The organism is Mycolicibacter virginiensis (genome assembly GCF_022374935.2).
GTDB lineage: Bacteria > Actinomycetota > Actinomycetes > Mycobacteriales > Mycobacteriaceae > Mycobacterium > Mycobacterium virginiense.
Genome location: NZ_CP092430.2, coordinates 453,626 through 478,903 on the forward strand (window position 1 = coordinate 453,626; position 25,278 = coordinate 478,903).

Annotated in this window: 36 protein-coding genes and 1 pseudogene; 25 read left to right on the plus strand and 12 right to left on the minus strand. The window is 67.3% G+C overall.

Going from position 1 to position 25,278, the window contains the following annotated elements:
• Positions 1 to 35 precede the first annotated feature (35 nt).
• A pseudogene (locus MJO54_RS23725) lies at positions 36 to 380 on the plus strand (bleomycin resistance protein); the annotation flags it as partial.
• Between the two features lie 3 nt (positions 381 to 383).
• On the plus strand, positions 384 to 827 hold the full coding sequence (locus MJO54_RS02180; RefSeq protein WP_409429471.1) for an SRPBCC family protein: 444 nt from the start codon (positions 384 to 386) through the stop codon (positions 825 to 827).
• Positions 828 to 844: 17 nt separating this feature from the next.
• On the opposite strand, the gene MJO54_RS02185 is transcribed toward MJO54_RS02180, so the two are convergent.
• Complete coding sequence (locus tag MJO54_RS02185) at positions 845 to 3,037, minus strand: AAA family ATPase (RefSeq protein ID WP_105294964.1); 2,193 nt, start codon at positions 3,035 to 3,037, stop codon at positions 845 to 847.
• A gap of 75 nt (positions 3,038 to 3,112) precedes the next feature.
• On the opposite strand from MJO54_RS02185, the gene MJO54_RS02190 reads away from it, so the two are divergent.
• Complete coding sequence (locus tag MJO54_RS02190; RefSeq protein ID WP_046283102.1) at positions 3,113 to 3,673, plus strand: chorismate mutase; 561 nt, start codon at positions 3,113 to 3,115, stop codon at positions 3,671 to 3,673.
• 1 nt (position 3,674) lies between these two features.
• On the opposite strand, the gene pssA is transcribed toward MJO54_RS02190, so the two are convergent.
• From pssA to MJO54_RS02210, 4 genes are read right to left on the minus strand one after another with little or no spacing between them, the layout of a single operon-like run.
• Positions 3,675 to 4,577 (minus strand): CDP-diacylglycerol--serine O-phosphatidyltransferase, encoded by a 903-nt coding sequence (gene pssA, locus MJO54_RS02195; protein WP_046283103.1) that lies wholly within the window; start codon positions 4,575 to 4,577, stop codon positions 3,675 to 3,677.
• Positions 4,574 to 5,281, minus strand: coding sequence for a phosphatidylserine decarboxylase (locus MJO54_RS02200; RefSeq protein ID WP_105294963.1), 708 nt, complete (start codon positions 5,279 to 5,281; stop codon positions 4,574 to 4,576). The genes pssA and MJO54_RS02200 overlap by 4 nt, the downstream gene beginning before the upstream one ends.
• Positions 5,282 to 5,339: 58 nt before the next feature.
• Complete coding sequence (gene moeA, locus MJO54_RS02205; protein ID WP_240175555.1) at positions 5,340 to 6,569, minus strand: molybdopterin molybdotransferase MoeA; 1,230 nt, start codon at positions 6,567 to 6,569, stop codon at positions 5,340 to 5,342.
• Positions 6,570 to 6,583: 14 nt separating this feature from the next.
• A complete protein-coding gene (locus tag MJO54_RS02210; protein WP_240175556.1) occupies positions 6,584 to 7,507 on the minus strand; it encodes an SDR family NAD(P)-dependent oxidoreductase in 924 nt (307 codons plus the stop codon).
• 102 nt (positions 7,508 to 7,609) lie between these two features.
• Here MJO54_RS02210 and MJO54_RS02215 point away from each other — a divergent pair, with 102 nt between their 5' ends.
• The 4 genes from MJO54_RS02215 (at position 7,610) to pyrE (ending at position 11,498) form a co-directional block, all read left to right on the plus strand.
• The gene (locus tag MJO54_RS02215) at positions 7,610 to 8,122 is read left to right on the plus strand and encodes a PH domain-containing protein (RefSeq protein WP_105294971.1); all 513 of its coding nucleotides are present in this window, start codon (positions 7,610 to 7,612) and stop codon (positions 8,120 to 8,122) included.
• A gap of 179 nt (positions 8,123 to 8,301) precedes the next feature.
• Positions 8,302 to 9,492 carry a tyrosine-type recombinase/integrase gene (locus MJO54_RS02220; RefSeq protein WP_491562443.1) on the plus strand — a complete coding sequence of 397 codons (1,191 nt, stop codon included), beginning with the start codon at positions 8,302 to 8,304 and terminating at the stop codon, positions 9,490 to 9,492.
• A gap of 58 nt (positions 9,493 to 9,550) precedes the next feature.
• Complete coding sequence (locus MJO54_RS02225) at positions 9,551 to 10,924, plus strand: AAA family ATPase (RefSeq protein WP_240175558.1); 1,374 nt, start codon at positions 9,551 to 9,553, stop codon at positions 10,922 to 10,924.
• Positions 10,925 to 10,940: 16 nt separating this feature from the next.
• Positions 10,941 to 11,498 carry an orotate phosphoribosyltransferase gene (pyrE, locus tag MJO54_RS02230; protein ID WP_240175559.1) on the plus strand — a complete coding sequence of 186 codons (558 nt, stop codon included), beginning with the start codon at positions 10,941 to 10,943 and terminating at the stop codon, positions 11,496 to 11,498.
• Positions 11,499 to 11,505: 7 nt separating this feature from the next.
• Here pyrE and MJO54_RS02235 read toward each other — a convergent pair whose 3' ends face one another.
• The 3 genes from MJO54_RS02235 to MJO54_RS02245 form a co-directional block, all read right to left on the minus strand.
• Positions 11,506 to 11,940, minus strand: coding sequence for a hypothetical protein (locus MJO54_RS02235; RefSeq protein WP_240175560.1), 435 nt, complete (start codon positions 11,938 to 11,940; stop codon positions 11,506 to 11,508).
• Positions 11,940 to 12,515, minus strand: coding sequence for a DUF2442 domain-containing protein (locus MJO54_RS02240; RefSeq protein ID WP_240175561.1), 576 nt, complete (start codon positions 12,513 to 12,515; stop codon positions 11,940 to 11,942). The genes MJO54_RS02235 and MJO54_RS02240 overlap by 1 nt, the downstream gene beginning before the upstream one ends.
• 87 nt (positions 12,516 to 12,602) lie before the next feature.
• Positions 12,603 to 12,830 carry a hypothetical protein gene (locus tag MJO54_RS02245; protein WP_240175562.1) on the minus strand — a complete coding sequence of 76 codons (228 nt, stop codon included), beginning with the start codon at positions 12,828 to 12,830 and terminating at the stop codon, positions 12,603 to 12,605.
• A gap of 300 nt (positions 12,831 to 13,130) precedes the next feature.
• Between MJO54_RS02245 and MJO54_RS23790 the strand changes: the two genes are divergently transcribed.
• From MJO54_RS23790 to MJO54_RS02280, 8 genes are read left to right on the plus strand one after another with little or no spacing between them, the layout of a single operon-like run.
• The gene (locus tag MJO54_RS23790; protein ID WP_434085429.1) at positions 13,131 to 13,325 is read left to right on the plus strand and encodes a helix-turn-helix domain-containing protein; all 195 of its coding nucleotides are present in this window, start codon (positions 13,131 to 13,133) and stop codon (positions 13,323 to 13,325) included.
• On the plus strand, positions 13,322 to 15,607 hold the full coding sequence (locus MJO54_RS02250) for a hypothetical protein (RefSeq protein ID WP_240175563.1): 2,286 nt from the start codon (positions 13,322 to 13,324) through the stop codon (positions 15,605 to 15,607). The genes MJO54_RS23790 and MJO54_RS02250 overlap by 4 nt, the downstream gene beginning before the upstream one ends.
• On the plus strand, positions 15,607 to 16,005 hold the full coding sequence (locus MJO54_RS02255) for a hypothetical protein (protein WP_240175564.1): 399 nt from the start codon (positions 15,607 to 15,609) through the stop codon (positions 16,003 to 16,005). Before MJO54_RS02250 ends, MJO54_RS02255 begins: the two co-directional genes overlap by 1 nt.
• Positions 15,998 to 16,321: a hypothetical protein gene (locus MJO54_RS02260; protein ID WP_240175565.1), complete on the plus strand. Its 324-nt coding sequence runs from the start codon at positions 15,998 to 16,000 to the stop codon at positions 16,319 to 16,321. Before MJO54_RS02255 ends, MJO54_RS02260 begins: the two co-directional genes overlap by 8 nt.
• Positions 16,293 to 16,985 (plus strand): hypothetical protein, encoded by a 693-nt coding sequence (locus tag MJO54_RS02265; RefSeq protein ID WP_240175566.1) that lies wholly within the window; start codon positions 16,293 to 16,295, stop codon positions 16,983 to 16,985. Before MJO54_RS02260 ends, MJO54_RS02265 begins: the two co-directional genes overlap by 29 nt.
• Complete coding sequence (locus tag MJO54_RS02270; RefSeq protein ID WP_240175567.1) at positions 16,982 to 17,320, plus strand: hypothetical protein; 339 nt, start codon at positions 16,982 to 16,984, stop codon at positions 17,318 to 17,320. The genes MJO54_RS02265 and MJO54_RS02270 overlap by 4 nt, the downstream gene beginning before the upstream one ends.
• Positions 17,321 to 17,337: 17 nt before the next feature.
• On the plus strand, positions 17,338 to 18,192 hold the full coding sequence (locus tag MJO54_RS02275; RefSeq protein ID WP_240175568.1) for a chymotrypsin family serine protease: 855 nt from the start codon (positions 17,338 to 17,340) through the stop codon (positions 18,190 to 18,192).
• 22 nt (positions 18,193 to 18,214) lie between these two features.
• Positions 18,215 to 19,447, plus strand: coding sequence for a hypothetical protein (locus MJO54_RS02280; protein ID WP_240175569.1), 1,233 nt, complete (start codon positions 18,215 to 18,217; stop codon positions 19,445 to 19,447).
• A gap of 4 nt (positions 19,448 to 19,451) precedes the next feature.
• On the opposite strand, the gene MJO54_RS02285 is transcribed toward MJO54_RS02280, so the two are convergent.
• Positions 19,452 to 19,724, minus strand: a complete 273-nt coding sequence (locus MJO54_RS02285) for a hypothetical protein (RefSeq protein WP_240175570.1) — start codon at positions 19,722 to 19,724, stop codon at positions 19,452 to 19,454.
• A complete protein-coding gene (locus MJO54_RS02290) occupies positions 19,721 to 20,086 on the minus strand; it encodes a hypothetical protein (RefSeq protein WP_240175571.1) in 366 nt (121 codons plus the stop codon). Before MJO54_RS02290 ends, MJO54_RS02285 begins: the two co-directional genes overlap by 4 nt.
• 75 nt (positions 20,087 to 20,161) lie before the next feature.
• Here MJO54_RS02290 and MJO54_RS02295 point away from each other — a divergent pair, with 75 nt between their 5' ends.
• A complete protein-coding gene (locus MJO54_RS02295; RefSeq protein WP_240175572.1) occupies positions 20,162 to 20,497 on the plus strand; it encodes a VOC family protein in 336 nt (111 codons plus the stop codon).
• Here the strand turns inward: MJO54_RS02295 and MJO54_RS02300 are convergent.
• Entirely contained in the window at positions 20,494 to 20,709 is a 216-nt protein-coding gene (locus MJO54_RS02300; protein ID WP_240175573.1) for a hypothetical protein, read from the minus strand. The two genes, MJO54_RS02295 and MJO54_RS02300, sit on opposite strands and share 4 nt — an antisense overlap.
• Before the next feature lie 327 nt (positions 20,710 to 21,036).
• On the opposite strand from MJO54_RS02300, the gene MJO54_RS02305 reads away from it, so the two are divergent.
• The 9 genes from MJO54_RS02305 to MJO54_RS02345 all read left to right on the plus strand — a co-directional run bounded on the left by MJO54_RS02305 (position 21,037) and on the right by MJO54_RS02345 (position 24,703).
• Positions 21,037 to 21,363, plus strand: coding sequence for a DUF732 domain-containing protein (locus MJO54_RS02305; RefSeq protein ID WP_259602774.1), 327 nt, complete (start codon positions 21,037 to 21,039; stop codon positions 21,361 to 21,363).
• A gap of 8 nt (positions 21,364 to 21,371) precedes the next feature.
• A complete protein-coding gene (locus MJO54_RS02310; protein WP_240175575.1) occupies positions 21,372 to 21,701 on the plus strand; it encodes a DUF732 domain-containing protein in 330 nt (109 codons plus the stop codon).
• On the plus strand, positions 21,698 to 22,021 hold the full coding sequence (locus MJO54_RS02315) for a DUF732 domain-containing protein (protein WP_240175576.1): 324 nt from the start codon (positions 21,698 to 21,700) through the stop codon (positions 22,019 to 22,021). The genes MJO54_RS02310 and MJO54_RS02315 overlap by 4 nt, the downstream gene beginning before the upstream one ends.
• Positions 22,018 to 22,293, plus strand: a complete 276-nt coding sequence (locus MJO54_RS02320; RefSeq protein ID WP_240175577.1) for a hypothetical protein — start codon at positions 22,018 to 22,020, stop codon at positions 22,291 to 22,293. The genes MJO54_RS02315 and MJO54_RS02320 overlap by 4 nt, the downstream gene beginning before the upstream one ends.
• 23 nt (positions 22,294 to 22,316) lie before the next feature.
• A complete protein-coding gene (locus MJO54_RS02325; RefSeq protein ID WP_240175578.1) occupies positions 22,317 to 22,631 on the plus strand; it encodes a DUF732 domain-containing protein in 315 nt (104 codons plus the stop codon).
• Positions 22,628 to 22,903, plus strand: a complete 276-nt coding sequence (locus MJO54_RS02330; RefSeq protein WP_240175579.1) for a hypothetical protein — start codon at positions 22,628 to 22,630, stop codon at positions 22,901 to 22,903. The genes MJO54_RS02325 and MJO54_RS02330 overlap by 4 nt, the downstream gene beginning before the upstream one ends.
• A 23-nt stretch (positions 22,904 to 22,926) precedes the next feature.
• Complete coding sequence (locus MJO54_RS02335) at positions 22,927 to 23,292, plus strand: DUF732 domain-containing protein (protein WP_240175580.1); 366 nt, start codon at positions 22,927 to 22,929, stop codon at positions 23,290 to 23,292.
• 719 nt (positions 23,293 to 24,011) lie between these two features.
• Positions 24,012 to 24,344, plus strand: coding sequence for a hypothetical protein (locus tag MJO54_RS02340; RefSeq protein WP_240175581.1), 333 nt, complete (start codon positions 24,012 to 24,014; stop codon positions 24,342 to 24,344).
• Between the two features lie 11 nt (positions 24,345 to 24,355).
• Complete coding sequence (locus MJO54_RS02345; protein WP_240175582.1) at positions 24,356 to 24,703, plus strand: hypothetical protein; 348 nt, start codon at positions 24,356 to 24,358, stop codon at positions 24,701 to 24,703.
• A 396-nt stretch (positions 24,704 to 25,099) separates the two neighbouring features.
• Here the strand turns inward: MJO54_RS02345 and MJO54_RS02350 are convergent, their stop codons facing one another.
• Complete coding sequence (locus MJO54_RS02350; RefSeq protein WP_259602775.1) at positions 25,100 to 25,231, minus strand: hypothetical protein; 132 nt, start codon at positions 25,229 to 25,231, stop codon at positions 25,100 to 25,102.
• Positions 25,232 to 25,278: the final 47 nt, after the last annotated feature.

Here is a 25,278-nt window from a genome sequence, read left to right on the forward strand (position 1 = left end):
GTGGCGCCTCGACGTACGCTGACGCTATGGCCGACATCGAGTTCACCTCGGTCGCACCGATCATTCCCGTGCGAGACCTCGACGCTGCACTGGACCGCTACCGTCGGCTCGGCTTCACCGTCAACCACTACGGCGGCCCGGCCCGATACGGATTCGCCGATCGCGGACCGGTTTCGTTGCACCTTTCCGAGTGGGCCGAGCACGATCCGCTGCGCACCGCCGCCAGTGTGTACTTCTATGTCGACGACGCCGACGCCCTCTACGCGCAATGGTCGGCGTCGGGCGTGCCGGGGCGCTTCGTCGAACCGGTCGACACCGACTACCAGCTCAGGGAATTCGCCTATATCGACCCCGAAGGCACCTTGCATCGGGTCGGGTCGTCACTGCCGGCGAAGGTCGTCAGCGCCAGCAGGGTGATCGCGGCGCCAGCGAAGCTGATCTTCGACTTCATCGCCGACCCGGCCCGGCAGCCGCGCTGGGACGGCAACGCGAATCTGGCCGAAGCCGCACCCGGCCAACGGGTTCATGCCGTCGGGGATGTCTTCACCATGACGCTGACCATGGGAACGGTCCGGGAGAACCACGTAGTGGAGTTCGAGGAGGGACGCCGTATCGCCTGGCGCCCAGCGGCCCCCGGGTGTGACCCGCCGGGGCACCTGTGGCGGTGGGAGCTCGAGCCGCTCGGGCCGGCGCGCACTCGAGTAACCCACACCTACGATTGGTCGGAGCTGTCCGACCCGAATCGTCTCGCTCGCGCCCGGGCCACCACCGCGGGCAAGCTCGCGGCCTCGTTGTCCCGGCTTGCCGCGTTGGTCGAGGTCTCCTGAACTCGGCTGTTCCGAGCTCAGCGGTTGTCGGCGAACGAGCGCAGTGCGTCAACCTGTGCGGGATCCAGTGAGGGGCGGACGTTTTCGCGTGCCGTGGCGATGTCGGCCACGGTGACGTCGGCGGCGTCGATACTGCGCCGCATCGCAGTCAGGGCAGCTTCGCGCAGCAGTGCCACACAGTCCGCGGCGCTGTAACCCTCCAGATCCGCGGCCAGCACGTCGAGGTCGACGTCGTCATGCAGCGGAACGGATTTGCCGGACACCCGCAGGATCTGGCGGCGGGCATCGGCATCCGGCGGTTCGACGAATACCAGCTTCTCCAGCCGGCCCGGACGGGTCAGCGCCGGGTCGATCAGCTCGGGCCGGTTGGTGGCACCGACCACCACCACGTCGCGCAGCGGGTTGACGCCGTCAAGCTCGGTGAGCAGCGCGGCCACCACCCGGTCGGTGACCCCGGAATCGAAGCTTTGCCCACGCCGCGGTGCCAGGGCATCGATCTCGTCGAGGAACACCAGCGATGGCGCTGAATCGCGGGCGCGCTGGAACAGATCCCGCACCGCTCGTTCACTGCTGCCCACCCATTTATCCATCAGCTCCGCGCCTTTGACGGAATGCACACTGACGCGACCGGACCCCGCTAGGGCGCGCACCACGAAGGTCTTGCCGCAGCCGGGCGGGCCGTAGAGCAGCACGCCGTGCGGAGGGTCGACGCCTAGGCGGGTGAACGTGTCCGGGTGCTGCAGCGGCCACAGCACCGCTTCGGTCAGTGCCTGCTTGGTGGCGACCATGTCGCCGACGTCGTCGAGGGTGACTGATCCGACGGACACCTCTGCGGCCGCCGAGCGCGACAGCGGCCGGATCACGCTGAGCGCTCCGACCAGGTCCTGCTGGGTGAGCTTCGGGTCCTCATCGTTGTCGCTGGCCCGCGACGCCGCCCGCAGTGCCGCCTCGCGAACCAGTGCGGCGAGGTCTGCGGCCACGAAACCCGGTGTGCGTTCTGCGATCTCACCCAAGATCAGCTCCGTGGTGGGAACCGAGATGAGTAGGGTGGCCAACAGCGCTGCCCGGGTCGCGCCGTCGGGCAGACTCAGCCGGATCTCGCGATCGCACAATTCGGGCGCCCGCAGTCGAGGATCGACATGGTCCGGAAGTGCCGACGTCGCGATGAACGCCACCCCTTCGGTGGCCACCACATTGCGCAATTCGGCGAGGATCAGCGTCGCCACCGGTTCTGACGGTTCGGGCAGCAGCGTGTCGACATCGGCGATCAGCAGCACCCCGCCGCCGTTGCACACCTGCGTCGCCGCCGACCGCACCGCGGCCAGCCGCTCATCGGCGGCCAGCGCCCCGATTTCGGGACCGTCCAGCTCGATGAGCCGGCGCCCCTCACACACCGCCCGGACCAGGGTCGTCTTACCCACCCCGGCCGGCCCCGATACCAGCACGCCGAGATTCGTCCCCGCACGCAGGGTTTTCAACAGCTGCGGTTCATCGAGCGCGAGCTTGAGCCATTCGGCGAGCTTGGCGGCCTGCGCTTCGCAGCCCTTGAGTTCGTCGATGGCGATGCGGGCCGGGACGGGCGGCTTGGCGACAGTCGTCACCGGTGCGGTGGGGGCGCTACCAAAGGTGACCAGCGAGTTGGGCTGCACACTGACCGGCCCGGCCGGATCCACACCGGTGACCGTCAACAATTCCGAGGTCCAGCTGATGCCGACGGCCGATGCCAATGCGGCGGTGGCCGCCGAGGTGGACGTGCCGGGCCCGAGGTCGCGGGGCAGCAGGGAGACCGCATCGCCGACGGTCATCACCTTGCCCAGCAACGCCTGGCGCAATGTGGTGGGCGACAACGTCTGGGAGGCCAGCGCTGACCCGCTCAGTGTCACCGAGCGGGCGCCGTAGACGGTCACCGCGGCCACGACGACCTGCGTGCCGTCGCGCAGGCCGGCGTTGGACAGTGTCACGTCGTCGAGCAGCGCCACACCGGCCGGGGCGCCCGGACTCGTCAGCCCCGCTACCGCCGACGTCGTGCGCGAACCGGTCAGCGAGACCGCATCCCACTCCCGGATGCCCAGGGCGGCAACGGCTTCGGGGTGCAGTCGTACCACGCCACGGCGGGCGTCGACGGCGGAGGTGTTGAGTCGGGCGATCAGCGTCAGGTGCCGGGAGGTGTCGACCCGGCGGTCTTCTTCGCGCTCTTGCGTGGAACCCACCCGGACATTATCGGCATAGCACCGGGCGGCCTCCCCGGTAACAGGCGGATCGTCTGCGAACGCTTGAATAGAGCCATGCGGTCCGGCGTGCTGATTTCGGCGATCTGTGCGGTCACCCTGCTGAGTGTCCCGGCCCCGGCCGGGGCCGACGGTGTATCCCCGTTGTCCGACCTGGTGGACGCCGCCGCCCAGCGGCTGCAGGTTGCCGACGACGTGGCGGCGATCAAATGGCAGACCGGCGGCGCCATCGAGGACCCGGCTCGAGTCGGGCAGCAGTTGGCGAAGCTGGCGACCGAGGCCGCTGGGAAAAACCTCGACCCCGACTACGTGCGGCGGATCTTCGCCGACCAGATCGCCGCGACCGAGGCCGCTGAGCACTACCGGTTCGCCCAGTGGAAGCTGGACCCGGCGGCCGCCCCATCCACCGCGCCCGAACTGGCGGCCTCGCGGGCGCGCATCGACGGCTTCAACGAGGTCATGCTGGCCCAGATCGGCCAGCGCTGGGAGCTGCTGCACTCACCGGATTGCGCCGGGGAACTCGGCGAGGCAACCCGAACCGTCAGCGTTACACGCCAGCTCGACGAGTTCTACCGGCGGGCGCTGGAGACGGCGACCCGGGACTACTGCCTGCGGTAGCTCAGCGACCTGGTTTGCGCAGCCGCAGCCGGGCCATCGACTGCCCACTGGGACGTCGGATGCCGCGCCGCACGCCGGGACGGCGGTTCGGCTGCGCCCGGCGGATCGCCCGCCGCGCGGCCCGGCGCTCCTTGGGGGCGTCTTCCCACGCCTCCGGGTGTGCGGCAACCCAGCGCTGGCTGCGGACCGAGAACGGAATGGTGCACAGGTAGGCCCCGATCAGCACCAGCACCAGCACGTAGGGGAACAGGAATGCCGCCGCGGCCACCAGTGCCAGCACCGCCAGCAGCACGGCGGCCAGGTGCGGCGGTACCGAGACGGCGTGCATCTTGCGCATCGGGATTCGGCTGACCAACAGCATCGACGTGCCCACCACCCAGATGCAGGTGAACCATTGCGATGTCCACCATCCGTCGCCGAACTCCAGCTTGGCTGCCAACAGGCCCATCAGGGTGATGGCGCCGGCCGGGGCGGGCATGCCGACGAAGAACTCCCGGGTGTAGGCCGGCAGGGTGGCGTCGTCGAGCAGGGTGTTGAACCGGGCCAGCCGCAACACCACGCACACCGCATACAGCAGCACCACGATCCAGCCCGCCGGCTGTGTCGACAGCAGCGTCACATAGATCACCACCGCGGGCGCCACCCCGAAGTCGACGGCGTCAGCCAGAGAGTCGATCTCGGCGCCCATCCGCGACTCCGCGTCCAGGATGCGGGCCACCCGGCCGTCCAGGCCGTCGAGGATGGCGGCGGCGGCGATCAGGGCCATCGCGAGGTGCGGCTGCCCGTCCAGCGCGTACTTGATCGACGTCAGCCCGGCGCAGATCGCCAGCACCGTCATGGAACTGGGCAGGATGTGCAGACCCACCGGGCCCCGGCTGCGGGCCTGCTGGGCAGGAGTCGTCATGACAGGTCGGCCAGGACGGTCTCGCCGGCGACCATGCGCTGGCCGACGCCGACCAGCGGCTGCGTCCCGACCGGCAGGTAGACGTCGAGGCGTGAACCGAAGCGGATCAAGCCGTAGGTATCGCCGATCGCCAGATGGTCACCGGGCCGGGTGTCGCAGAGGATGCGCCGGGCCACCAGCCCGGCGACCTGCACGGCGATCACCTCGGTGCCGTCAGCGGTGCGGATCCGCACACTGTTGCGCTCGTTGTCTTCGGCGGCTTCGGCGCGATCCGCGGACCCGAACCGGCCGGCCCGGTGCAGCACCTCGATCACCTCACCGCCGATTGGAGCCCGCTGTACGTGCGCGTCGAACACCGACATGAAGATGCTGACCCGCGGCAACGGAGTATCGGGCAGGTCCAGCTCCGGCGGTGGAGGTGCCGAGTCGACCAGGCAGACCACGCCATCGGCGGGAGCCACCACCACACCGGGACGGGTCGGTGGAACCCGGTGCGGATGCCGGAAGAACCCGGCGCAGGCGCCCGCAGCCAGCAACCCGGCGCCGCGCAGCCAAGGCTGTTTGCGGCCCAGCAGCGCCACGCCCAGCGCACTGCCGACGAAAGGCAGCCCGGCGCTGTGCATCGGCGGCACCGTCGAGCGCACCAGCTCGATCAGGTGCCGAAGACCGCCGGGATCATCTGCTGCGCGGGGGCGTCTGGCCATTGGGCCATCTTAGAAGCTGCGGTCTTTATCCGGTTTGTGCGTTGGTCCCAGGTTCGGCTCACCCGGTCAGGTCCCAGACTTCCACCTCGGTGCCAACCGGCAGCTCGGTCACCTCGTCGGCGATGTCCAGGAGGCAGTTGGCCGAAGCCAGGTAGCGCAGATGGTGCGACGCAGGCGGCCCGTAGTTGGTGACCGTCCCGGTTTCGTAGTTGAGCAGCCCGCGCCGGAACTGCCGCTTGCCGGCCGGTGAGACCAGTTTCTCGCTCAGTACCGCGGTGCGGCGCGGGCGATCCGGCTTAGACAGGCCCATCGCGCGGCGCAGCGCGGGCCGGACGAAGACCTCGAAGGACACCTGGGCGCTGACCGGGTTGCCCGGCAGCGTGATGATGGCCGCTCCGGACCCAGGCGAGCCCACCCGCCCGATGCCCTGCGGCATCCCGGGCTGCATCGCCACCTTGACGAAGTGCACGCCCTGGTCGCCATCGCGGCCGAAGACGTCCTTGACCACCTCGTAGGCGCCCGCGCTGACCCCGCCGCTGGTGATCACCAGATCCACCGCCCCGTCCCGTACGCCGTAGCGGTCGAGGACGTCGGTGAATGCGGCGGTGTCGTCGGCGACCGTCACGGCGGCCACCACCTCGGCGCCGGCGTCACGTACCGCGGCCGACAGCATCACCCCGTTGGATTCATAGATCTGGCCGGGCGCCAGCGGAGTGCCGGGTTTGATCAGTTCGGAACCGGTGGAGATCACCAGCACGCGTTGCCGGGGCCGCACCGTCAGCTCGGGCAGACCCAGTGCCGAGGCCAGGCCGGCCGCCGGCGCACTGACGAGTTGCCCCGCCCAGAGCACCGTGGCGCCCTCAGCGACGTCGCCGCCGGCCCGACGGATGTGGCGGCCCTTGGCGGTGGCGGCGTTGATCTGGACCACGTCGATGCCGCCGTCGGTGGCCTCGACGGGAATCACCCCGTCGGCGCCGTACGGGATCGGCGCTCCGGTCATGATGCGGTGCGCGGTGCCCGGTGTCAGCGTCGGGATATCGGTACGTCCGGCCGGAATATCTTCGGTGACAGGCAGACTCACCGGCGATTCGGGTGTCGCGTTGGCGATGTCGTCGGTGAGCACGGCATAGCCGTCCATCCCGGAGTTGTCGAAGACCGGCAGCGAGATCGGTGCGATCACGTCCGCGGCCAGTACCAGTCCCTCGGCATCGGCCAGTGCGACCGTGGCCGGTGGGCGGGCCTGGATCAGCTCGGTGACGGCCCGTTGGTGCTCTTCGACGGATCGCATCCCGACAGTCTGACTCAGACCGGGAAGGTGATTCCTGTCAGCTCCTGCGAGACAGCCCACAACCGCTGCTGCAACTCGACTTCGTGCGCCTGCTTGCTGGCGTCCACCAGCTTGGGATATCCGCGCTGCTCACCGATGCCGCTGGGACCGTAGTACTGCCCGCCGGTCACCTCGGGGTCGGTGGCGGCACGCAGCGTGGGCAATGCGCCCATCGCGGCGCTCTGCACGACCAGGGGCATCAGCAGGCGGTCCGCGGGGCGCAGTAGGGGTGGCAGGTGCCGGTTCAGTTCGGTGTTGGCGGTGCCCGGGTGCGCGGCGACGGCGATGGTCGAGCGGCGTTTGGCGGCCAGTCGGCGCTGCAGTTCGTAGGTGAACATCAAGTTGGCCAGCTTGGACTGACCGTAGGCCGAGATCCGGTTGTAGCCGTGCTCCCACTGCAGGTCGTCGAAGTGGATCGCGGCCATGATCCGGTGCGCCATGCTGCTGACGGTCACCACGCGGGACCCCTTCACTCGCATCATCCGCGGCAGCAGCAGGCCGGTCAGCGCGAAGTGCCCCAGATGATTGACGCCGAACTGCAGCTCGAAGCCGTCGTCGGTGCGCTGTTTAGGGGTGTACATGACGCCGGCGTTGTTGATCAGCAGATCGATGCGGGGATGGGCGGTGCTCAGGGCCTCGGCGGCCTCGCGGACCGACGCGAGCGAGCTGAGGTCGAGTTCCTGTACCTCGACGCGTGCCTGCGGGCTGGCGCTGTGGATCCGTTTCGCCGCGGCGTCACCCTTCTCAAGGTCGCGCACAGCCAGCACCACCAACGCGCCGTGCCCGGCGAGTATCTCCGCGGTGTGATAGCCGATTCCGGTGTTGGAGCCGGTGATTACCGCGACGCGGCCGGTTTGGTCCGGCACGTCTTCCGCAGCCCACTTATCCCGGCTACTCATGTGACAAACGATACTCACGTGACGGATCGTGCGCCGGATGGTTTTTCGCCGGTCGTGCGGTCGACGGTGCGGTGGGGCCTGCGTCCTGACATCCTCTCCTACATGGCGCAGCACGCAGACGGATCCCCGGCGATCAGCCTGGTCGATCCCACCAATCCGCCCAGCCCCCGAGCGCCGTTGGTCTGGGCGCTGGTCGGTGCGGTGCCCTGGTTGACTCTGGCGCTGTTGCAGCTGGGTTGGGCGATAGTCGACGAGCGGCTGGCCTGGCTGCACGGCGCCGCGCTCGCAGTCACCGCAGTGGGGCTGTTGGTGTCGGCGGTGATCGCGCCGCTGTGGCGCTACCGGGTGCACCGGTGGGACGTCAGTGACCAGGCGGTCTACACCCGCACCGGGTGGCTGGTGCAGGAGCGCCGGATCGCGCCGATCTCGCGGGTGCAGACCGTCGACACCTACCGGGGCCCGCTGGATCGGCTGCTGGGGCTGGCCAATGTGCGGGTCACCACCGCCTCGTCGGCGGGTGCGGTGCACATCGTGGCGCTGGATGCCGCCGTCGCCGACCGCATCGTGGCGCAGCTGACCGACATCGCCGCGCTGGGTACCGAGGACGCCACGTGAGTACCGCGGAGCCTGGCTGGCATCGGCTGAGCCCGCGGATGCTGCTGGTGCATCCGTTTCGGCGTTTGCGGACACGCGCCTAACCTGCTGAAAACCCTTTCTACCTGCCCTTCTGTGCCGTAGTCCGATAACGTACTTTTGCGCGTGTTGGGCAATTTGGGGCACGCCGTGGGGCACGGGTGGGGCACGGAAGGGCACGAATCTTGGGTGAGAGGGCACGCCAGTTCGGCACGATTCGCAAGTTGCCGTCCGGGCGGTACCAGGCGCGGTACCGCGGACCCGACGGACAGCGACATTCCGCGCCCGTGACGTTCACGACGAAGAAGGTCGCCGACGGGTGGCTTGCTGGGGTACAGAGCGACATCGAACGAGGTGTTTGGAAGTCGCCGGCACAGCTTGAGGAAGAGGCTGCCGAAGCGGCGCGGATCGCCGCCGGCCAGACGACGGTCCGGGAACTAGCCGAGGTGTGGCTGTCGACCATCCCGAGCTTGAGTCATCGGTCGCTGTCGGCGTCCCGAGTCAGGCGGTTCATCCTCCCGGAGTTTGGCGATCTGGCGGTCACGGATCTGACGCGAGAAATGTGCGACGAGTGGTTCGTCGATCTCTGTCCGGAACATCCCACACAGCGCCGCCGTGTGTACGCGGCCCTCAGCGCGATCTTGGGGGTCGCGATAGACCGGCAGTTGATCGCCGCGAAGCCGTTGCGGATCAAGGGCGCGCTGAACGACGTTCCGGCCCGGGAGCCGCAGACCGCGAGCGTGGCGGAAGTCGACTCATTAGCGGGTGAGATGCCGGCGCGGTTGAAGATGGCGATTCCGATCGCTGCGTGGTGCGGTTTGAGGGCGGGGGAGGTTGTCGGTTTGCAGCGGCGCGACGCGGTGGTGGACCCGGCCTCTCCGGCGCCGTTCGCGCCGACGATTCGGCTCATGCTCCGCCGCCGGGTGATCCACGGCCGCGGCACCGGCGGCGCGAAGGTCGAGGCGGGAACAAAGGCGGAGAAATCTACTGAGAGCGTGACGGTTCCGCCGCACCTGTCGGTAGCCCTGTGGAAGCACCTCCGGGATCACGTAGGACCGGCCCCGACAGCGTGGTTGTTCACCGCCGCGGGATCGGCTGACTTGCCGTGCTCTCCGGACACGCTGCGGGAGAGCTGGAACCGTGCCAGGAAGGCCACGGGGTTAGAGCATCTGACTTTTCACGATCTGCGACGGACCGGGAACACTCTCGCGGCGTTGGCCGGCGCCACTCCGGGAGAGCTGAAACAGCGGTTGCGGCACAAGACTTCAGCGGCAGCCGAGCGCTACATCGTCGCCGCGCAAGGGGCTGATGCGCAGCTGGCTGCGCGCATGAGTGCACAGCTGAGGCGGTGACAGCGTGGAGCAGCAGGGCAACGGGCAGTGTCAGCCCCCGCACGTAGCGTCGGTAACCGTGAGCACCACCGTGAATGAAACTCCCACAGAAGACCGCACCCCCATCACTGACATCGAAGCCTGGCTGGCCTCGAAAGCCCCCATCACGGAGAGCACCTTGCGGGCGCTGGGCGAGTTGCTGATCGGTGTGGTCGACAGTGGCCGGTCGGAGTCAGCGGAACGCTTCACTGCCCGCCATCTGGGGCTTGAAAATCTTGGCGATGTCCTCGACGAAGAACGTGACTTGACTACTACGTCGAGATTGACCGTCGCTCTAGCCCTCGCGGAATCGATCGTCGAGCACCAGGGCATGGTTGAGATCGGGCCGGGCGGCTATTCCGAGCCGCCCTCGTGGACCACGACTGAGGTCGGCACTGATACCTACCATCACCCGCACCGTCTCCGGGCAGCTTTCCCGGCCGGAACCGTGGCGGCCGACGCGCCCGTGGTGGTCGAAATCGACACGCGTACTGACAGCCTCAATGACCCCACTGTGACGGCCCACGTCCGCCGTGAAGATCAGGCGGTCGCGCGCCAGGTGCTGGACCAGCTGCTGGAGCGTGGGCAGATGTTGAACCCCTACCGCGGTCGAGCTCTCCGCGCCAGCTACGGTCGCGGACTGGAACTCTCCGTGATCGAACTGCCCGAAACGATCACCCGCGACAGCATCATTGCCAGCGACGAGATCTGGCGCGAGATCGATCTCGGAATCGCGGCTGTACGTGATCAACACCAGCAGCTGCGGGCCGCCGGGTTAGGCACTCGCCGGGGGATCCTGCTCTGCGGGGCGCCGGGGGTGGGGAAGACCGCGATCTCCACCGTGGTGGCGAAGGAGTTGATCGCCTCTGGATTCACCGCCATTTTCGTTGAAGCACAGGCTGGGGCGATGCTGCTGACCAGAGTCGTCGAAGAGGCGGTGAAACTCGGGGGCGGTGTCGTGCTGATTCTCGATGACCTTGACCTCTGGACCTCCGACCGCCGCAAGGGCCGGGGAGGCGGCGGGTTGAGCGAGCTTTTGCAAGCGATGGACGCCGCACCTGACACGGCCAGAATCCTCACCCTCGCATCGACGAATGACGCGAGTTCCCTTGACCCTGCGGCCATACGCACGGGACGCCTGGATTCGGCGGTGGTCGTGTCGCCGCCCGACCTGGCGGCCGCTGGTCGCATTCTCGATGCCCTGCTGGCGGATCTGCCGGGCGTTGGCGGTGTCGACACCGCCGCCGTGGCGGCCCGGCTGCCGGCGGAGACGAGCGGCTCAGATATTCGCGAGATCGTCCGCCGCGCCGTGCTCGCCGCTGGTGGTGAACCGCTGTCGACAGCGGCGCTGCTGGCGGAGATCGGAAGCGGCCGCTACAAGGCGGCGCTGCCTGGCGATGGCCGGTATCTGTGACGGATAGGTTCAGTACATGCCCGTACCCGCCACCGTGATCGACTCGCTCCGCGGATATGCCGTCTCCCGCCGTGCCGAACCGTTCGCGCTCGCCAGCGGATCCACCAGCAGCTGGTACGTCGATGTCAAAGCGGCGCTGTGTTATCCGCAGGTGTTGCGCCAGGTTTCAGCGGCGATCGTGGCGCTGGCCGCCGCAGAGGGCATCGACTTCACGCACGTTGGCGGGCTGACGATGGGCGCCGACGCCGTCGCGGTCGGAGTCGCGCTGGCTTCTGACGCGCAGTGGTTCTCAGTGCGCAAGGAACCGAAGTCGCGTGGGCACGGCCGGGCGATCGAAGGTGCCGCTCTCAGCGCCGATTCGATGGTCCTGCTCGTCGACGACGTTGTGTCGACCGGAGGCTCAACGATCAAAGCACTGGAGGCGGTCAGGGCGGCCGGCGCGACGGTGGTCGCAGCTATCCCGGTGGTGGACCGCGGAGCCGGCGCAGCGGCGGCGATGGAAGCGGCCGGGGTGCGGTACCTGCCGCTGGTGAATCACGGGGAGCTGGGGATACCGGCGCTCGGAAGCGAGTAACCGCTCATCATCGCCCCGGTCGGTAGAGGTGCACGGCGTAGAACGGTTCTCCGACCAGCGTCGGCGGCTGCAGCCGTGCGATCGCCAGCTCGAAGTCGTCGGTGTTCAGCGCCGCCTGCCGCTGCGCTTCGGCCGCCTCCTCGTGATCACCAAGGCAGTCCAGCTCGCCGTGACGATCCAGCTGCTGCGCCTCGATGAGGCTTATCCCGAGGGTGGTGAGGCCGCCCTCGTAGCCTGAACCGAGCAGCGGCGTCGATGGTGGGATGTGCTTCAGCCTCTCGACCAGTTCTCCAACGGTCTTCACGGGGCCGGTAGGGATCTCGGCTGTGTACTCCGATTCGCCGGATGCGTCGCCCGGCTCCAGACACCGGAACCAAATCAGTTTTCCCGCAATATCAGCGGTGTCGACGATGCGGTGTTTGCGGTTTTCGTTGTCGCTCATCACTGCTCCTCCTGCAGTCGGCGCGGAGCCTGGTCGTCTTCCCAGCTGATCACGACGCCGTCGAACTCGGCCCCGACGGCGGTGTCACCCGCCGACAACACCCCCGACCGTGCATAGACCCCTTCACCCCTCGGCTGCCCACGCCGCTCCTGGAGCGTCGCTGAGTCGATCCTGATCGCCCCATAGCCCCCGTGCGGCGCCGGAGCCACTACGAGGCGATCAGGGGCCAATTCTTGTAGTGCGGCGACGAGTTCCGCGACGGTGCGGAGCGGAGCGGCGGGCAACGCAACCACCCGCGTCTCCTCGCGCGTCCACCCACAGCCCGTGCACCGGCCATGAGCGTGGTCCCACATTGAGTCGGGGGCCAAATCGATTTCACCGGGCCACGTGACCGCCCCGTGATCGATCCGCACCTCCCGAAAGAACGCCTCATCAGCCAACGCGGCGAACACCCCGCCGCGGGTGATCACGCGCGTCAGGTCATGCTCCGCAATGGTCCCGTCAAAGTGGCTGACTCGGATCGTGGTCGGTCCGGTCGCTTCGACCGCCACGACCTCGTATCCGGGGATGCTCATAGTCCGATCCTCCCCGCTGGCACCGACACCCGCACGTGAAACAGCCCCGGCCGGGTGGGGCGGCCGGGGCTGCGTGGTGGGGGCGGGTCAGCGATCGAGCCGGTCCAGCGACTGGATGCCGGCGCAGAGGCCGGACCAGATCCGGTCCGCCTGCTCGGCTTTCGCCGCCCAGCTGAGCGGGCTGTCGAGGTCGTCGTCGAGCGCGCCGGACTCCTCGGCTGCTCGCATGGCCGCGGTGGCTGCGGATTCGATCTTGTACCTCAACGTCGAATACTCGGTGAAGTCGGGCTTGGCGGTGCTCGCTGTGGTTGTCATGCGCCGATCGTGCGCCGGAAACCGTTGCGCCGCAACTACCGTCACGGCTGCTGACCCGAGCGGCGCGGTGCCGATCCGGCAACGGGCGGTGGTGGTGCCGGATCCGTTGCCGGGTTCGGCGGCGGGGGCTGGCGGGGGATCGGGGTGGGATGCCGCCGCGGATGCCGGGTGGTTTGCCGGTCGCGGATGCCGTCAAAAGATTGCCGTGTGATCGTGGTCACAGTGGGTGTCCGGCGGAGGGGGTGTTTCGAAACCGCGCCCCAGGCAAGAAATTTGCAGGCGGCGTGCTAGACCGTCGCCATGGAGCGGACCAGAGGTATCCCAGGCAGGTTCTTCGAGCACAAGATTCCGGATCCGGAAAGGCGTCGTGACGTGGCGAAACGGGTCGCGAACGGTGAGCGTATCGCCGACGTCGCGGCGCGATACGGGGTCAGCCCGTGGACAGTCAGGCGGTACGCCGCAGAGTTCGCCGACGAGCTCGGAGCTGCACGATGAGCGCCGCTGACCACCTCGACGCCGCCGAGGCGCACTTGGACGCCGCTAGGGCCGCCCGCGCGGCCGACCAGGCCTCGGACGTCGCCGCCGGTCGAGGCACTGCTGCGGAGTCGAAGGCTGCCCCGGAGCCCGACGCGAAGGCTCCTGCTGAACATGCTGGTGCGGACTCGAAGGCAGCTCCGGAGCCCAAGCAAGTAGCCCCCGAGGCCAAGACAAATTCCCCCACTCGAATGTCACCCAAGACCCAGCAGGCTCTGATCCATGCCGGATTGCCGCCCTCTGCGTTGCGGAAGTTCGGCGACCAGCATCCCTTCGCCGGCGTGAAGGGACTGGCCCGCGGCCAAGTCAACGCCGGACAGTATTGGGCCAAGAAGTTGGGAGACGCCGCCGCGGGCAAGGTTCCGGCCGTTGCTGGAGCCGAGATCGCCAAGGGTGCCGCACGAGTTGGCGCCCGAGCACTGCCGTTCGTGGGAAGTGTGATCGCCGGGAAGCACGCACTGGACGATTTCCGATCCGGAAACCTCATCGGCGGAGTCTTGAACTCCGTGGGCATGATTCCCGGCCCGATCGGATGGCTGGGGATGCTCGGCGGAGCGGTCTACGACAACTTCTTCCACCACAACAACAGCGGATTCGGGCTCTGGGACGCTCCCGACGGAACCCACACCCACATGTTGCCCGCCAAAGCGGCTGATATCGCGTCACTCGCTGACGCGGATAAGGCGCTGGCCGAGGTCAACCGCGCGATCTTCGGCTTCAACGATGGTCCGACGGGGACGGTGTGGAACGAACACCCTCCCGAGGCACTGAGACTGGACACCGCCGAGGTGAAAGCCGAGACAAGCAAGTGGCTGAAGGGTGTGGCTGACGTCTACGCCCAGATCGATCGCACGCTGACCGCCAGCGGCGAACCGTACATGCTGCAATACCGGGAAAAGCTCCGGTCGCACTTCGCTGCAATGGAGAAGCTTCCCGGCCAGTCCGACCTGATCATGGCGCAACTCAACGCCGCATCCGACGGTGCGACCACTGCCTACGAAGCGATGAAGGCGACGAATCGCAGCATCCGCACGCAGCTGGTGGAACACGGTGCGATCACCGATCCTGGAACCGGCACGAGCCTGGAATCGGCACTGAAGACCATGCAGTCCACGATGAAAGGCGCGAACGACAAACTCGCCGGCCTATTCAGCCATGCGGCCCCGGCCCCACTGGTCGGAGGCGTCGCACTCGTCGGGAGCAGGAAACCAGTGGGGCCGAAGCCGACAATGCCAGCTGTTCCGGCCGGACCGGCACCCGCCGTTCCGCACACCGCCGCGCCAGCCGCTCCAGCCGAGAAGAGCGACATCGACAAGCTGCTGTCCGGGCTCAAGCAGCAGATGCCGGCCATGCCACAGATGCCTCACGCCGGTGGCGCGCCCATGGGCGGCGGAACTCCGATGGGCCACGGCGGTGGAAGCCCGCTCGGTGGTGGCGGCGGAACTCCGATGGGCCAGCAAGGGCGCAAGCTCGCTGACGACGCCGATCGCAAGACACTCTCCGACGACAAGAGAGCGGACAAGGCGAAGCTGTCCGGTGGTGACCCCGTGCAGCAGAAGGCAGCCCCGCTTCCCGGAGCCGCGGCTGCCACCGGCCCTGCTGCTGGCAAGCCCGGAGCGAAACCCGTTGCTGCAGAAATGAAGACACCGACCGAGGTGGACGTGAAGGGACACAAGGTCAGCTTCCCGGATGCCAAGACAGCTAAGCTGGCGCAGCTGCTGGCGGCTGCCGATCCGGCGCACCCGGTGTCACTGGCCGACGCCGCGGCGCAGGCGGGGCTGGTGCCGCCGACACCGGGACAAGACCCAGGACAACTGATAGCTCCCTCATCCGCCAAGCCGGGCGATGTGCTGGTAGCAGGAGACCACCGCTACCTCATGCTCGGGGATGGTCAGTTCTACGACCTCGACGCCTACAAAGTCGTTGGAGCCAGCGAATTGCCCAAGGACATGGGTTCACGCGCAGGGTACTTCCATCTACTCGACCCAGCAGCGGGCGGAGCTGCGACCGGTCCTGTCTCCGGACAGGCGCCCGCCAACGTGGCTTACCCGGTTCCGGGCGGCACCGCATCGACCGGAGTGCCGGCCGATGCCAGTCCTGCGGGTGTCAATTCCTCCGGCACTCCGGGCGTGCCGGCGCAGGGCGGTGCAGGGCCGGCCAGCGCAGCTGCCACGGACACCGGTCTGCGCGAGACTGTGCCGTCCGCGGCACCGTCGGCGATGGATCCCGGAGCGGTGAAGTGATGACGCCGAAGCTGCCGCCGATCCAGAACGCGACCCGCGAGACGCAGCTCTTCCTCCACGCAGTCGGGGCGGCGCTGGCGCAGGCCGGGCTCGCGGAAGGCGCGGTGGTGAAGCTGACGCTCCCATCGCGGCAGCCGTCGCCGGCTGCGCAGAAGCAGGTGGTGGCCGACCACCTCGCGGCTGTGATGTCCGATATGGAGAAGTATCTGCGGGCGCAAAAGACGCCCGTGACGGAGATGCCGAGGGCGACGACGGGGCGAGTGCTGGTGGAGCGAGGAGAGTTGTACGACGCGGTCAACCGCACCTACACCCCAGGGCCGGGGTTCGTGACGCTGATCAATGCAGCGGTGGCCGATGCACAAGCCGAGATGGAGAAGGAGATGGATCAGCATGGGTGACATCGAGATTCGCGGCTACGACGGCTTTCGTGCCGTGCTGGGGCAACTGGACTCGCTGACGCAGCAGATCTCGGCTCGGCGCGACGCCGGCGCGAAGGTGGCAGCCGCGGCAGCGTCGGCTGCTGATTCCGAGGGCAGTGTCGCTCCGGTCTATGTGCCGTCGCTGACGGCTCTCAGCAGCTGCATCGACGGCGCCGGAAACCACGTCGATGCAGCCGCGTCGGCGGTGGCGTCGGTGCTGGGGGAGCTGGAGATGGTGCTGAGCGGGATGCAGGGGATCGACGAGAGTGCAGCAAATGCTGTCACCAACGTCTGAGACCGTTCACGCCATCAGTACCCTGCACGCGCTGGTCCGGGTGCTGGCGGATCATGCCGTCCGGATGGGTGACCCAACTGCTTACGTAGCCGTGTATGAGGTGATCGCCATCGATCACGCCATCGACACGCTCTACCCGGTGCACGCCCACACAAAGGGGCTACCGCCGTTCAATCCCACTGCTCCGACGGTTGTCGGTGATCCGGTGACGCGCGCAGCGATTGCTGAGCTGGGCGTCGACAAGGTGATGGAGATCGACGCGTGGGTGCGCGGGACCTGGCTGAGCGTGCGTCTGTCCGCCGAGGCGCTCGTTGCCGTTTCGGAAGTGCTGCCGGGGTACCGGGGGCTGCCGCCTGAACAGGTCGCATATCGGCAAGCGGGTCGGTTGGTCGCGGCTGAAGCGGGAGAGAGTTGCGTCGGGATCGTGTGGGCCGGGGTCTGTGCCGAGGCCCGTTACCTGCGGCTTTATCGAGGCCGGCGAGTCGCCAGTGCGCGCGAGTTCGCGGTGGAGCCGGTCGTCGCCGCGGCTCGACGGGAGCTGGCCAGCGCTGAGAAGGCACGCATCGCCGACTGGGTTCCGTCCTCGCCGGTCTGGGAGCGCATCGACGCGCGAGCGGAAGAGCTGATGGCGAAAATCGCACCGGGAGAGGGAGAAGCGGCATGAGCGGTGAAATTGAAATCCAGGACCCCCACCGGTTCAACGCCTCGCTCCACGACTTGGACAGCGTCCAGGCGAAACTGCCGGAGCGAGCAGCGGAGGCACGGCAGCTGGCAGCCGAGAACGAGAACGCAGCCGCAGCAGCGACCGGTTCGGTCGCGGCCGCATACGCCGCCGTGCTCCAGGCGCTGGCCGGTGAAATGTCCGCGGCCGCAGACACCGTTGATGCGGCCCACACCCAGATGGGCAGCAGCTTGATCGAACTGCGTTCGTGGACGGGCGGACTCAAGTCGATCGACGCGGCCGAGGAAAGCGGCGTGAACTCCCTTCCGAGCCGCTGAAGTGGGATGATGGACCGATGGTCAGCCGCGCAGTAACAACTGCGGCCGCCGCCCTCATGGTGACGGCCGTAGTTTCCGGCTGCAGCACGACCGTCAATGGCTCGGCGCGGCCCAGTGCCGCATTCAAATCGGGAACGATTGCACCCGAATGGGTGGCGGTAACGGCCGCGGCTCCTGAACGCGACGCGGTGGATGGGGCGCAGTTCGGTGGAGAGGCGCTGCCTGGCGTGAAGCTCCTTCACTGGAAGGTCGACGGCCCAGGTGACTTCTGCACTATCGGCCCAGCGATCACAACAGCAGCGCAGCGGGGGTTCCTCACCGCGGCGCACTGCGGAGAGGGTGACCCGCAGCAGTACCTGCAGCGTGACCGCGACGGCGAGGACGTCACCGAGTATGTGCGGATCACGGAGGGCGAGGACGGTTTTCGGGACGGTATCGTCATAGACAGCGGAGCGCTGTGGGATCCGCCAGCGCAGGAGGCTACGAGCATCGCTGGGAAGTTTCCGATCGGCGGGGTGGTCACGGAAGCGGCCGCGCGCGAACTGCCGGCCGGAACTCCTATCTGCATTGACGGTGCGATCACCGGAGTCGCCTGCGGCCCGCTCGTCACTGCGGATGACGGAGGCGGGCTCATGCACGTTGGCCTAACACGCAACGGCGGCGACTCGGGGGGAGTCGTGTTCGTCGTTGACGGTGCCACGCAACGCGCGGCGCTGGTGGGGCTGATCAAAGGCGGTTCACGGGACCGCACCACCGTGGCCGTTACGTACCTGGAACCGGCACTGAAGCGTCTCGGAGCGCAGGCGCTCACTGCGCCGGACGCAGAGCCATTCACCGGCAGCTCGTTCAGCGCGGCTGCCGAGACCTTCTGACCAAAAGCATTGGAGTAGCAGGGTGAGCGAGTATCCGGACACCGACTTCAGCTTCCTGAGCACCGGCACCGGTGATCGCGCGAAGGGCGTTGCCCGAGGCCTTGACGCGGATGGGGGCGCAGTGTCATCCGGCGTCGCCGACCTTGACGGCCAGGCGAAGGGCTTGGGGCTCACTGCGGGGCTGGATGGACTGGTCACGACCAAAGAAATAACCGGTCGAGCGGCAATGTCGCATGCAAGCAATGCGGAAAGCGTCGCTGAGCTGAGTCAACTCGCCAGTCAGTGGCAGAGCTCGGCTCCAAAAAACGCGGACATCGACCAGGCTGACGGGTACGTCCAACTCGCTCAGCTGCTGATGATGGAAGCTGAGGAACGCAACGACCCCGTCGGCGCCGCCGATGCGGAGGCCAACTTCCGCTCAGCGGTGCAGCAGGCACAGTCGCTTCGGGCGATGCGGGAGTCCGCAGATGCCGCGTTCAACACCGGCGCCATTGCCCTGGCTGCGAAGGTCAACCAGCGGGTCGACGTCGTCAACAGCGATAGTGGCGGCACCGGCGTTCGCCGTCCCGACTCGCAGAACTCCCTCGGCGCCCTCAAACCGCCAGCACCCTCAACGCCGCGAACCCCCTCCGCTCCCGGCACCCCAGCTGGCCCCGCTCCCTCCGCGCCCGCCGGCATAGCTCCCCACACCCAGCTGTCCAAGGCGGATATGCCGCCCATGCCGCAGGTCCCGCAGGGGCAGGCCCAGCCCCAACAGCCCCAGGCCCAGCAACAGCCGCACCCGCAGGCAGCAGCGGCGGGTGGCGCCCCTACCGGCGCACCGACACCGAAACCGGCTGACCGCAAGCGTGACAGTGACGCCGCCCCGACCGGCCTGTCCGCCGCGGTCGGCGCGACGGGTGCCGGCGCTTCGCCGGTGAGCAGCGCAGCTGCACCGCGGCCCACGAACCCTGGCTACAGCCGCGAAGGCATGGTCACCGGAACCAACGTCACCGGCCGACCATCGCCGCAGGTCACGCTGTCCGGCGGGATGCCGGCCACGGCGCCCGCCACCGCTGCCGGCACCGCGGCCGCGCCGGGTGCGGGCGGCATGCCGTACGGCCCAGGCGCTGGCGGCATGGGCGCCAGCAGGGGTGGTGGCGCAGCGAAGGAAGCGCCGCGGATCGTGCAGTCGGCGGAGCCGCTGGAAGACGGGATCGTGCGCGGCGGGACGATCCTGCGCGGGGACGAACCGCCGGAGCAAAAGGCGAGTTAGCCGGTCAGTTTTCGCAGGGCGCCGCGATCGACGCTGGCTCGGCGAGGATTCGGGCGACGGCAGCCCGCTGCTTGTCCGTCAGCTGATCAAGCGTTCTGCCGACCATCGCCAATGCCCACCAAACTGTTTCGGCGATAGGGCATTTCGGGCAGGTCCTTGGGCTGACCACGCCGAAAACGCCCATGCGCGGCGGGTAGTCCCACCCAGCCGCATACGCCTCGTCCGGTGTGAGAATCTCTTTCAGGTCGCAGACCTCACATACGTGGAGCAACTTCATTCCGCCCCTCCAGCAGCCACGATCCGGATCACGATGTTGCCGCTGGGCACGGATACCGCGGCTTCGCCATGCTGATCTACCCGGGCGCTGAATCCGGCGCCGTTCAGCCGTTCCACTGTCGCCGGCACATCCGGCACGGTGAACAGCAGCAGCGCTGGTAAACACGGGTTTCCGATCGTCACCGCGAACTCGGTGCCGCCGACCGTGAGCGTGGCGGAGCGAGCGTCACTGCCGTCAAGGCGGGCGTAGGGCTGCCATTCCGGCGGTGCGGTATCGGCGACAGTGGCAAGGGTTGCGACCAGTGAGTCGGCGTCGTCGGCGCCGACGAACAAGTGCATACGGCTAAGCGAGATTGCGTCCATGGCCCGGACCGTAGGGGTGCTGGGTGACACATGACTGGTCAGGCGCGTGTCACCCAGCGGTGCCAAGCTGGAAGCATGCGGATCTCGCTGATCGTCTTGTACTGCTCCGATCTTGAGGCAGCCCACCACTTATACGGCGACGTGCTGGGCCTGCCGCTGGTCCCCGAGCAGCATGGCGATGGACCGGTGCACTACTCAGCGACGCTCGATGACGGCATGGTGATTGAGCTGTACCCGTGTGGGGATCAGCCGCCGACGCGGACGCGGCTGGCGCTCCAACTGCCGCACATCGGCCCGGCGGCCGACGCGGCGAAGGCGGCGGGGTACGTGGTGAGGCCTCAGAAATTTGGCGTGCTGGTCACGGGGCCGGACGGGGTACGGGTCGAGCTGCGAGGAGTGCCGGAGGCCTAGCCGCGGATCGCCGCGTCGACGATCCGCTGCAGCTCCGCGACGCCGACTTCACTGCTCGTGTACCAGTGCCCGGTGAAGCTCCAGCTGGGCAGGGGCGCCCGCTCCAGGACCGCAGCCACCGCGGCATCCAGCTGCTGTTCGGTTACGCCGGCCGGGGCCAGGCGCTCGACCACGAAGCGGCGTAGCTGGGCGGGCGTCACGGAATCGGTCATGCCGGCATGGTGCGCGGTGTCGGCACCGGATCATGTGCGGGGCGCGAGTCGGTGGGCGAGGAGCGCTCTTCGACGCCGACAAGGTGGACCGCGAACGGTGGGAGCGGTCAGTCGCCGCGTCGTGGGATCTCGACGACTAAACCCGCAGGTCAACACCATTACCGCGGTGCCGACCCAGCTCCGATCCCGGGGCCGCGACGGGGCCGGTTCCTGCGCACGTCGGTGGACCGCTGTCGCGGGAATACCGCCAATCCGCCGCGCGAAACCACTGCCGTCCGGTGATACTGGACGATTCAGGACGTCAGTAGGGCGGCGGAAGGAAGCGCAATGGGGCGCATTACGCGGGCAGTCGGTATCGGTGTGGGGGCGGCGGGGCTACTGCTCGGAACTGCGGGGGTGGCGCAGGCCGACGACAGATCGTTTTTGGACCTCGTTCATGCGAACGGCCTGCCGGACCGATACGGCTTTTTTGGAAACGTGGGCGACTCCGAGACATTGATGCTCGGCCACATGACCTGTGATGGAATCCGAGCAGGCATACCGGCCGATCAGGCGATGCCGCAATTGACTTGGGACACCGAGCATCTGCGTCCGATGTTGATCGACGCGTCCCAGCGGGAGCTCTGTCCGGACACCCTCCAGGGTGCGCAGTGAGGAACGCAATGGGGCGTATCGCGCGGACGGCGGGAATCGGTATCCCGGCGCTGGGACTACTGCTCGGGACAGCAGGGACGGTCCACGCTGACGAGCAGTCATTCCTTGATGGCCTGGCTGCGCACGGCATGACCTACGGTGGTGCAGCATCCATGGTCATCGGTTTAGTTTCGCCGGCGGAGGCGGTGCAAATTGGGCGAATGATCTGCGACAACATCCGATTCTCGGGAGACCCGCGGGCGGGATTCAACATGTATATGAACGCTTCGGTGCCGGACTACATGATCGACGTGGCGCAACACGAACTCTGCCCGGACACGCTCGGAACCACGCAGTGAAGATCGTGATGAGTCGGGTCGCGCGGACGGCGGGAATTGGTGCGGCCGCGGCGGGGCTGCTGCTCGGAGCAGCGGGAACGGCGGCCGCGGATGAGCAGTCCTACATGGACTACTTGTTCGCACACGGCTGGACGTATCACTACGACGTGTCGTCAGCGACGAGCGCAATCAAAGGCGGGCACATAATCTGCGACAACATCCGTTGGAATGGTGGACCGCGCAATGGCGTAAATCCGTTCATGGCGGCGTCACTCGACGACCTCATGATCGAAGCGGCGCAACACGAGCTGTGCCCGGAGTCGCTCGGAACTGCGCAGTGAAACCCGTTCTGACGATGGCGACCGTGTTTGCCGTCGCGGCGTTGCTCGGCGCACCGCCCGCCGTGGCTGACGCTCGACAGGACTTCCTCGACCAATACCACGCCCGCGGCGCGTATCAGGTCATCTCTGACGAGATGCTCATGTACTGGGGCACCAAGTACTGCCACGACAAGGCGGACGGGAATGGCGCGCTTTGGCGTCCCAATCCGCTCAATTGGCACTACTCGACGATTGATCTGGTCGAGGTTGCGGACCAGACGCTATGCCCGTGACCGTGTCAGCGAAGGGAGCTGTGATGGGACGAATTGCGAAGGCGCTCAGCGCTGGCGTGGCCGCGGTGGGGCTACTGTTCGGCACAGCGGGGGTGGCGTCGGCTGACGATGCGTCGTTCATCTCTGCCATCCACGGCAATGGAATTCGCGTACACATATTGGACGACTCGGAGGTCATCGGCCTCGGGCACTTTATGTGCTCGGCTTTGCGTGACGGCTCAAGCCTGGATACCGTGGCCGGATTCCCTGGAGGAAACGGCATTCTTGTAGACGGTCACGGTATTGCTGTTACTGCACAACAGGAACTGTGCCCCGACACCCTCGGGGGACCGAAGTGAAACTCGCTCTGGCGCTGACAGGCGTTCTTGCCGCCGCGGCGTTGCTCGGCGCACCGCCCGCCGTGGCTGACGCTCGACAGGACTTCCTCGATCAGTACCACGCCGCCGGCGCGCACCAGACATTCTCTGATGACCAGCTCGTTTACGTCGCAGAAAGCTATTGCGTGCAAAAGTCACGTAACGCCGGAGCCTGGTGGTACGGGCAACCCTGGACGCCAAAATTCTCGCCATCCGCAGTCGCACACATTGCCGACCAGACGCTCTGTCCGTGACTGTGTCAACGACAGGAACTGCGATGAAACGAATTGCGAAGGCGCTCAGCGCTGGTGCGGCCGCGGCGGGGCTGCTGCTCGGAACAGCAGGGGTGGCATCCGCGGATGATCAGTCCTATATGGACTATCTATTCGCCCGCGGTTTCACCTATCACCCGGGCGCGTCGGCCGCGTGGCAAACAATCCAGTGGGGGCAAGCGGTCTGCGCCAACATCCGAACGGACGGCAACCCGCGCGCCGGATTCAATGCGATCTCGAATGCAATGCTGACCGACCTCATGATCGAAGCGGCCCAGCACGAGCTGTGCCCCGACACCCTTGGCCAGCACCGGAACCCGCACCAGCACCTGTCGGTGAGCCGGGCTGAGGAGACGAATCGTGTGGATTAAAGCCCTGCTCGCAGCCGTGCCAGCGGCGCTGTTCCTCGCAACGCCAACGCCTCTCGCACACGCTGACGGTGCGTGCACCGCTTTGGGTTCCGACTATGACGCGTATTGGGCGTGCGCCCAGAAGATGAACGTGCACTGCACTTATACCGGCGGCTTTATAGCCACACATTCCATGACCTGCACTTACCCCGACGGCGGACGGGACGAATGCGTCGCACACACGGCTCCGCACACTGGGAGATTACAGATGGTCGACCACACTTGTACGTACATCGCGCCCGCCTCTGAGTCGGCACCGCCGCCAGGAGCAGAGCCAGCACCTGTCGGTGAGCCGAGCTAGGGATGCGAACCATGTGGATCAAAGCGCTGCTCGCCGTGGTGCCGGCCGCCCTATTCCTCGCCGCGCCAGTGCCGGTCGTTCACGCTGGCGGCGAGTGCACCGCATTAGCCCCCGACGTTGATGGCTATAACGCGTGCCTGGAAAAAATGGGGATGCGTTGCAAGGCTACTGGCGGTTTCGATCGTGTGCAGACCGTAGCCTGCACCTATCCCGACGGTGGCCGGGATGAATGCGTCGCACACTTTGCGCCATTCGGCTTCACAACATCCGTCGGAACACCTGTCGACTCCTCTTGCACGTACATCCCGCCTGGTGCTGATCAGGCACCGCCGCCCGCAGAGCCAGCACCTGCAGGGGAACCGAGCTAGGGATGCGGACCATGTGGAATAAAGCCCTGCTCGCAGCCGTGCCAGCGGCGCTGTTCCTCGCAGCGCCGGCACCGGTCGTCCACGCTGACGGTGCGTGCACCGCTTTTGCGAACGCGAACGACGTTGATGCGTACCAAGAGTGCACGCGCAAAATGAACGTGCGCTGCAAGAGCCAGGGTGTTTTTCTGGAACACTCCGTGACTTGCACCTATCCCGATGGCGGCCGGGATGAATGCATCGAGCACGTTGTGTATGGGGGTGCCGGACGGCTCGCCGACGCTGCTTGTGCCTACGTCCCGCCTGACTCCGACCCGGCACCGGCGCCTGTCGGCGAGCCGAGCTGAGGATGCGAATCGTGTGGATCAAAGCCCTACTCGTCGCTGCGCCGGCCGCCCTGTTCATCGCCGCGCCGGCGGTGGTCGTCCACGCCGACGGTGCGTGCACCGCTTTGGGTTCCGACTACGAGGCGTATAACGCCTGCATATCCAAGATGAATGTGCACTGCGTCGGTGGTCCCAGAGGTTTCATTCCGGGAGTCAACTTGACCTGCACTTACTCCGACGGCGGCAGGGACGAATGCGTCGTGCACTTCGCGTTTTTAGGTGGCGGACGGGCCGCCGACTCGGCCTGTACGTATGTTCCGCCTGGCTCCGAGTCGGCACCGCCGCCAGCGGAGCCAGCACCGGTCGGTGAGCCGAGTTGAGGAGGCAAATGATGTGGATCAAAGCTCTGCTCGCCGCTGCGCCGGCCGCCCTGTTCCTCGCCGCGCCAGCACAGGTCGCACACGCCGACGGTGCGTGCACCGCGTTAGCGAACGTGAACACCGCTGATGCGTGGAAGGCGTGCGTAGCCAAGACGAATGCGCGCTGTGGGCGCACCGGAGGATTTTTTACGGAGTCCCACGTGACTTGCATTTATTCTGATGGTGGACGGGATGACTGCGTCCTTCATTACGATTACGCGCTCGTCGGCGCAGGGCCGCTTGCCGACATGGCTTGTACGTATTTCCCGCCTGGTGCCGAGTCGGCACCCCCAGCAGGTGCAGCTCCGGAACCAGCACCCACCGCGGAACCTGTGCCGTCTCAGCCGTAACCGCAGCTCACCCGTAACGCTGCTGCGCCGCCTCGCCGCCGATCCCGAGCACGGATCCGATCAGTGCCCAGCTGTTCCGGCCGACGCGGGCGGCGGTGACGGCGGCGTGGACCGCGGGCTCATCCGGCGCGGTGGCCACGGCGCGGAGCAGGAGCCCAGTGCCGTTTGCCTGATGACGGTCGGTGT

Bases quoted from the DNA above. Each gene is read 5' to 3' on its own strand.
- MJO54_RS02190 (WP_046283102.1), top strand. From the start codon at position 3,113: ATGCGGTCCGGCGTGCTGATTTCGGCGATCTGTGCGGTCACCCTGCTG.
- pssA (WP_046283103.1), bottom strand. From the start codon at position 4,577: ATGACGACTCCTGCCCAGCAGGCCCGCAGCCGGGGCCCGGTGGGTCTG.
- MJO54_RS02200 (WP_105294963.1), bottom strand. From the start codon at position 5,281: ATGGCCAGACGCCCCCGCGCAGCAGATGATCCCGGCGGTCTTCGGCAC.
- moeA (WP_240175555.1), bottom strand. From the start codon at position 6,569: ATGCGATCCGTCGAAGAGCACCAACGGGCCGTCACCGAGCTGATCCAG.
- MJO54_RS02210 (WP_240175556.1), bottom strand. From the start codon at position 7,507: ATGAGTAGCCGGGATAAGTGGGCTGCGGAAGACGTGCCGGACCAAACC.
- MJO54_RS02215 (WP_105294971.1), top strand. From the start codon at position 7,610: ATGGCGCAGCACGCAGACGGATCCCCGGCGATCAGCCTGGTCGATCCC.
- pyrE (WP_240175559.1), top strand. From the start codon at position 10,941: ATGCCCGTACCCGCCACCGTGATCGACTCGCTCCGCGGATATGCCGTC.
- MJO54_RS02235 (WP_240175560.1), bottom strand. From the start codon at position 11,940: ATGAGCGACAACGAAAACCGCAAACACCGCATCGTCGACACCGCTGAT.
- MJO54_RS02240 (WP_240175561.1), bottom strand. From the start codon at position 12,515: ATGAGCATCCCCGGATACGAGGTCGTGGCGGTCGAAGCGACCGGACCG.
- MJO54_RS02245 (WP_240175562.1), bottom strand. From the start codon at position 12,830: ATGACAACCACAGCGAGCACCGCCAAGCCCGACTTCACCGAGTATTCG.
- MJO54_RS23790 (WP_434085429.1), top strand. From the start codon at position 13,131: ATGGAGCGGACCAGAGGTATCCCAGGCAGGTTCTTCGAGCACAAGATT.
- MJO54_RS02250 (WP_240175563.1), top strand. From the start codon at position 13,322: ATGAGCGCCGCTGACCACCTCGACGCCGCCGAGGCGCACTTGGACGCC.
- MJO54_RS02255 (WP_240175564.1), top strand. From the start codon at position 15,607: ATGACGCCGAAGCTGCCGCCGATCCAGAACGCGACCCGCGAGACGCAG.
- MJO54_RS02260 (WP_240175565.1), top strand. From the start codon at position 15,998: ATGGGTGACATCGAGATTCGCGGCTACGACGGCTTTCGTGCCGTGCTG.
- MJO54_RS02270 (WP_240175567.1), top strand. From the start codon at position 16,982: ATGAGCGGTGAAATTGAAATCCAGGACCCCCACCGGTTCAACGCCTCG.
- MJO54_RS02275 (WP_240175568.1), top strand. From the start codon at position 17,338: ATGGTCAGCCGCGCAGTAACAACTGCGGCCGCCGCCCTCATGGTGACG.
- MJO54_RS02285 (WP_240175570.1), bottom strand. From the start codon at position 19,724: ATGAAGTTGCTCCACGTATGTGAGGTCTGCGACCTGAAAGAGATTCTC.
- MJO54_RS02290 (WP_240175571.1), bottom strand. From the start codon at position 20,086: ATGGACGCAATCTCGCTTAGCCGTATGCACTTGTTCGTCGGCGCCGAC.
- MJO54_RS02295 (WP_240175572.1), top strand. From the start codon at position 20,162: ATGCGGATCTCGCTGATCGTCTTGTACTGCTCCGATCTTGAGGCAGCC.
- MJO54_RS02300 (WP_240175573.1), bottom strand. From the start codon at position 20,709: ATGACCGATTCCGTGACGCCCGCCCAGCTACGCCGCTTCGTGGTCGAG.
- MJO54_RS02305 (WP_259602774.1), top strand. From the start codon at position 21,037: ATGGGGCGCATTACGCGGGCAGTCGGTATCGGTGTGGGGGCGGCGGGG.
- MJO54_RS02310 (WP_240175575.1), top strand. From the start codon at position 21,372: ATGGGGCGTATCGCGCGGACGGCGGGAATCGGTATCCCGGCGCTGGGA.
- MJO54_RS02325 (WP_240175578.1), top strand. From the start codon at position 22,317: ATGGGACGAATTGCGAAGGCGCTCAGCGCTGGCGTGGCCGCGGTGGGG.
- MJO54_RS02335 (WP_240175580.1), top strand. From the start codon at position 22,927: ATGAAACGAATTGCGAAGGCGCTCAGCGCTGGTGCGGCCGCGGCGGGG.
- MJO54_RS02340 (WP_240175581.1), top strand. From the start codon at position 24,012: ATGTGGAATAAAGCCCTGCTCGCAGCCGTGCCAGCGGCGCTGTTCCTC.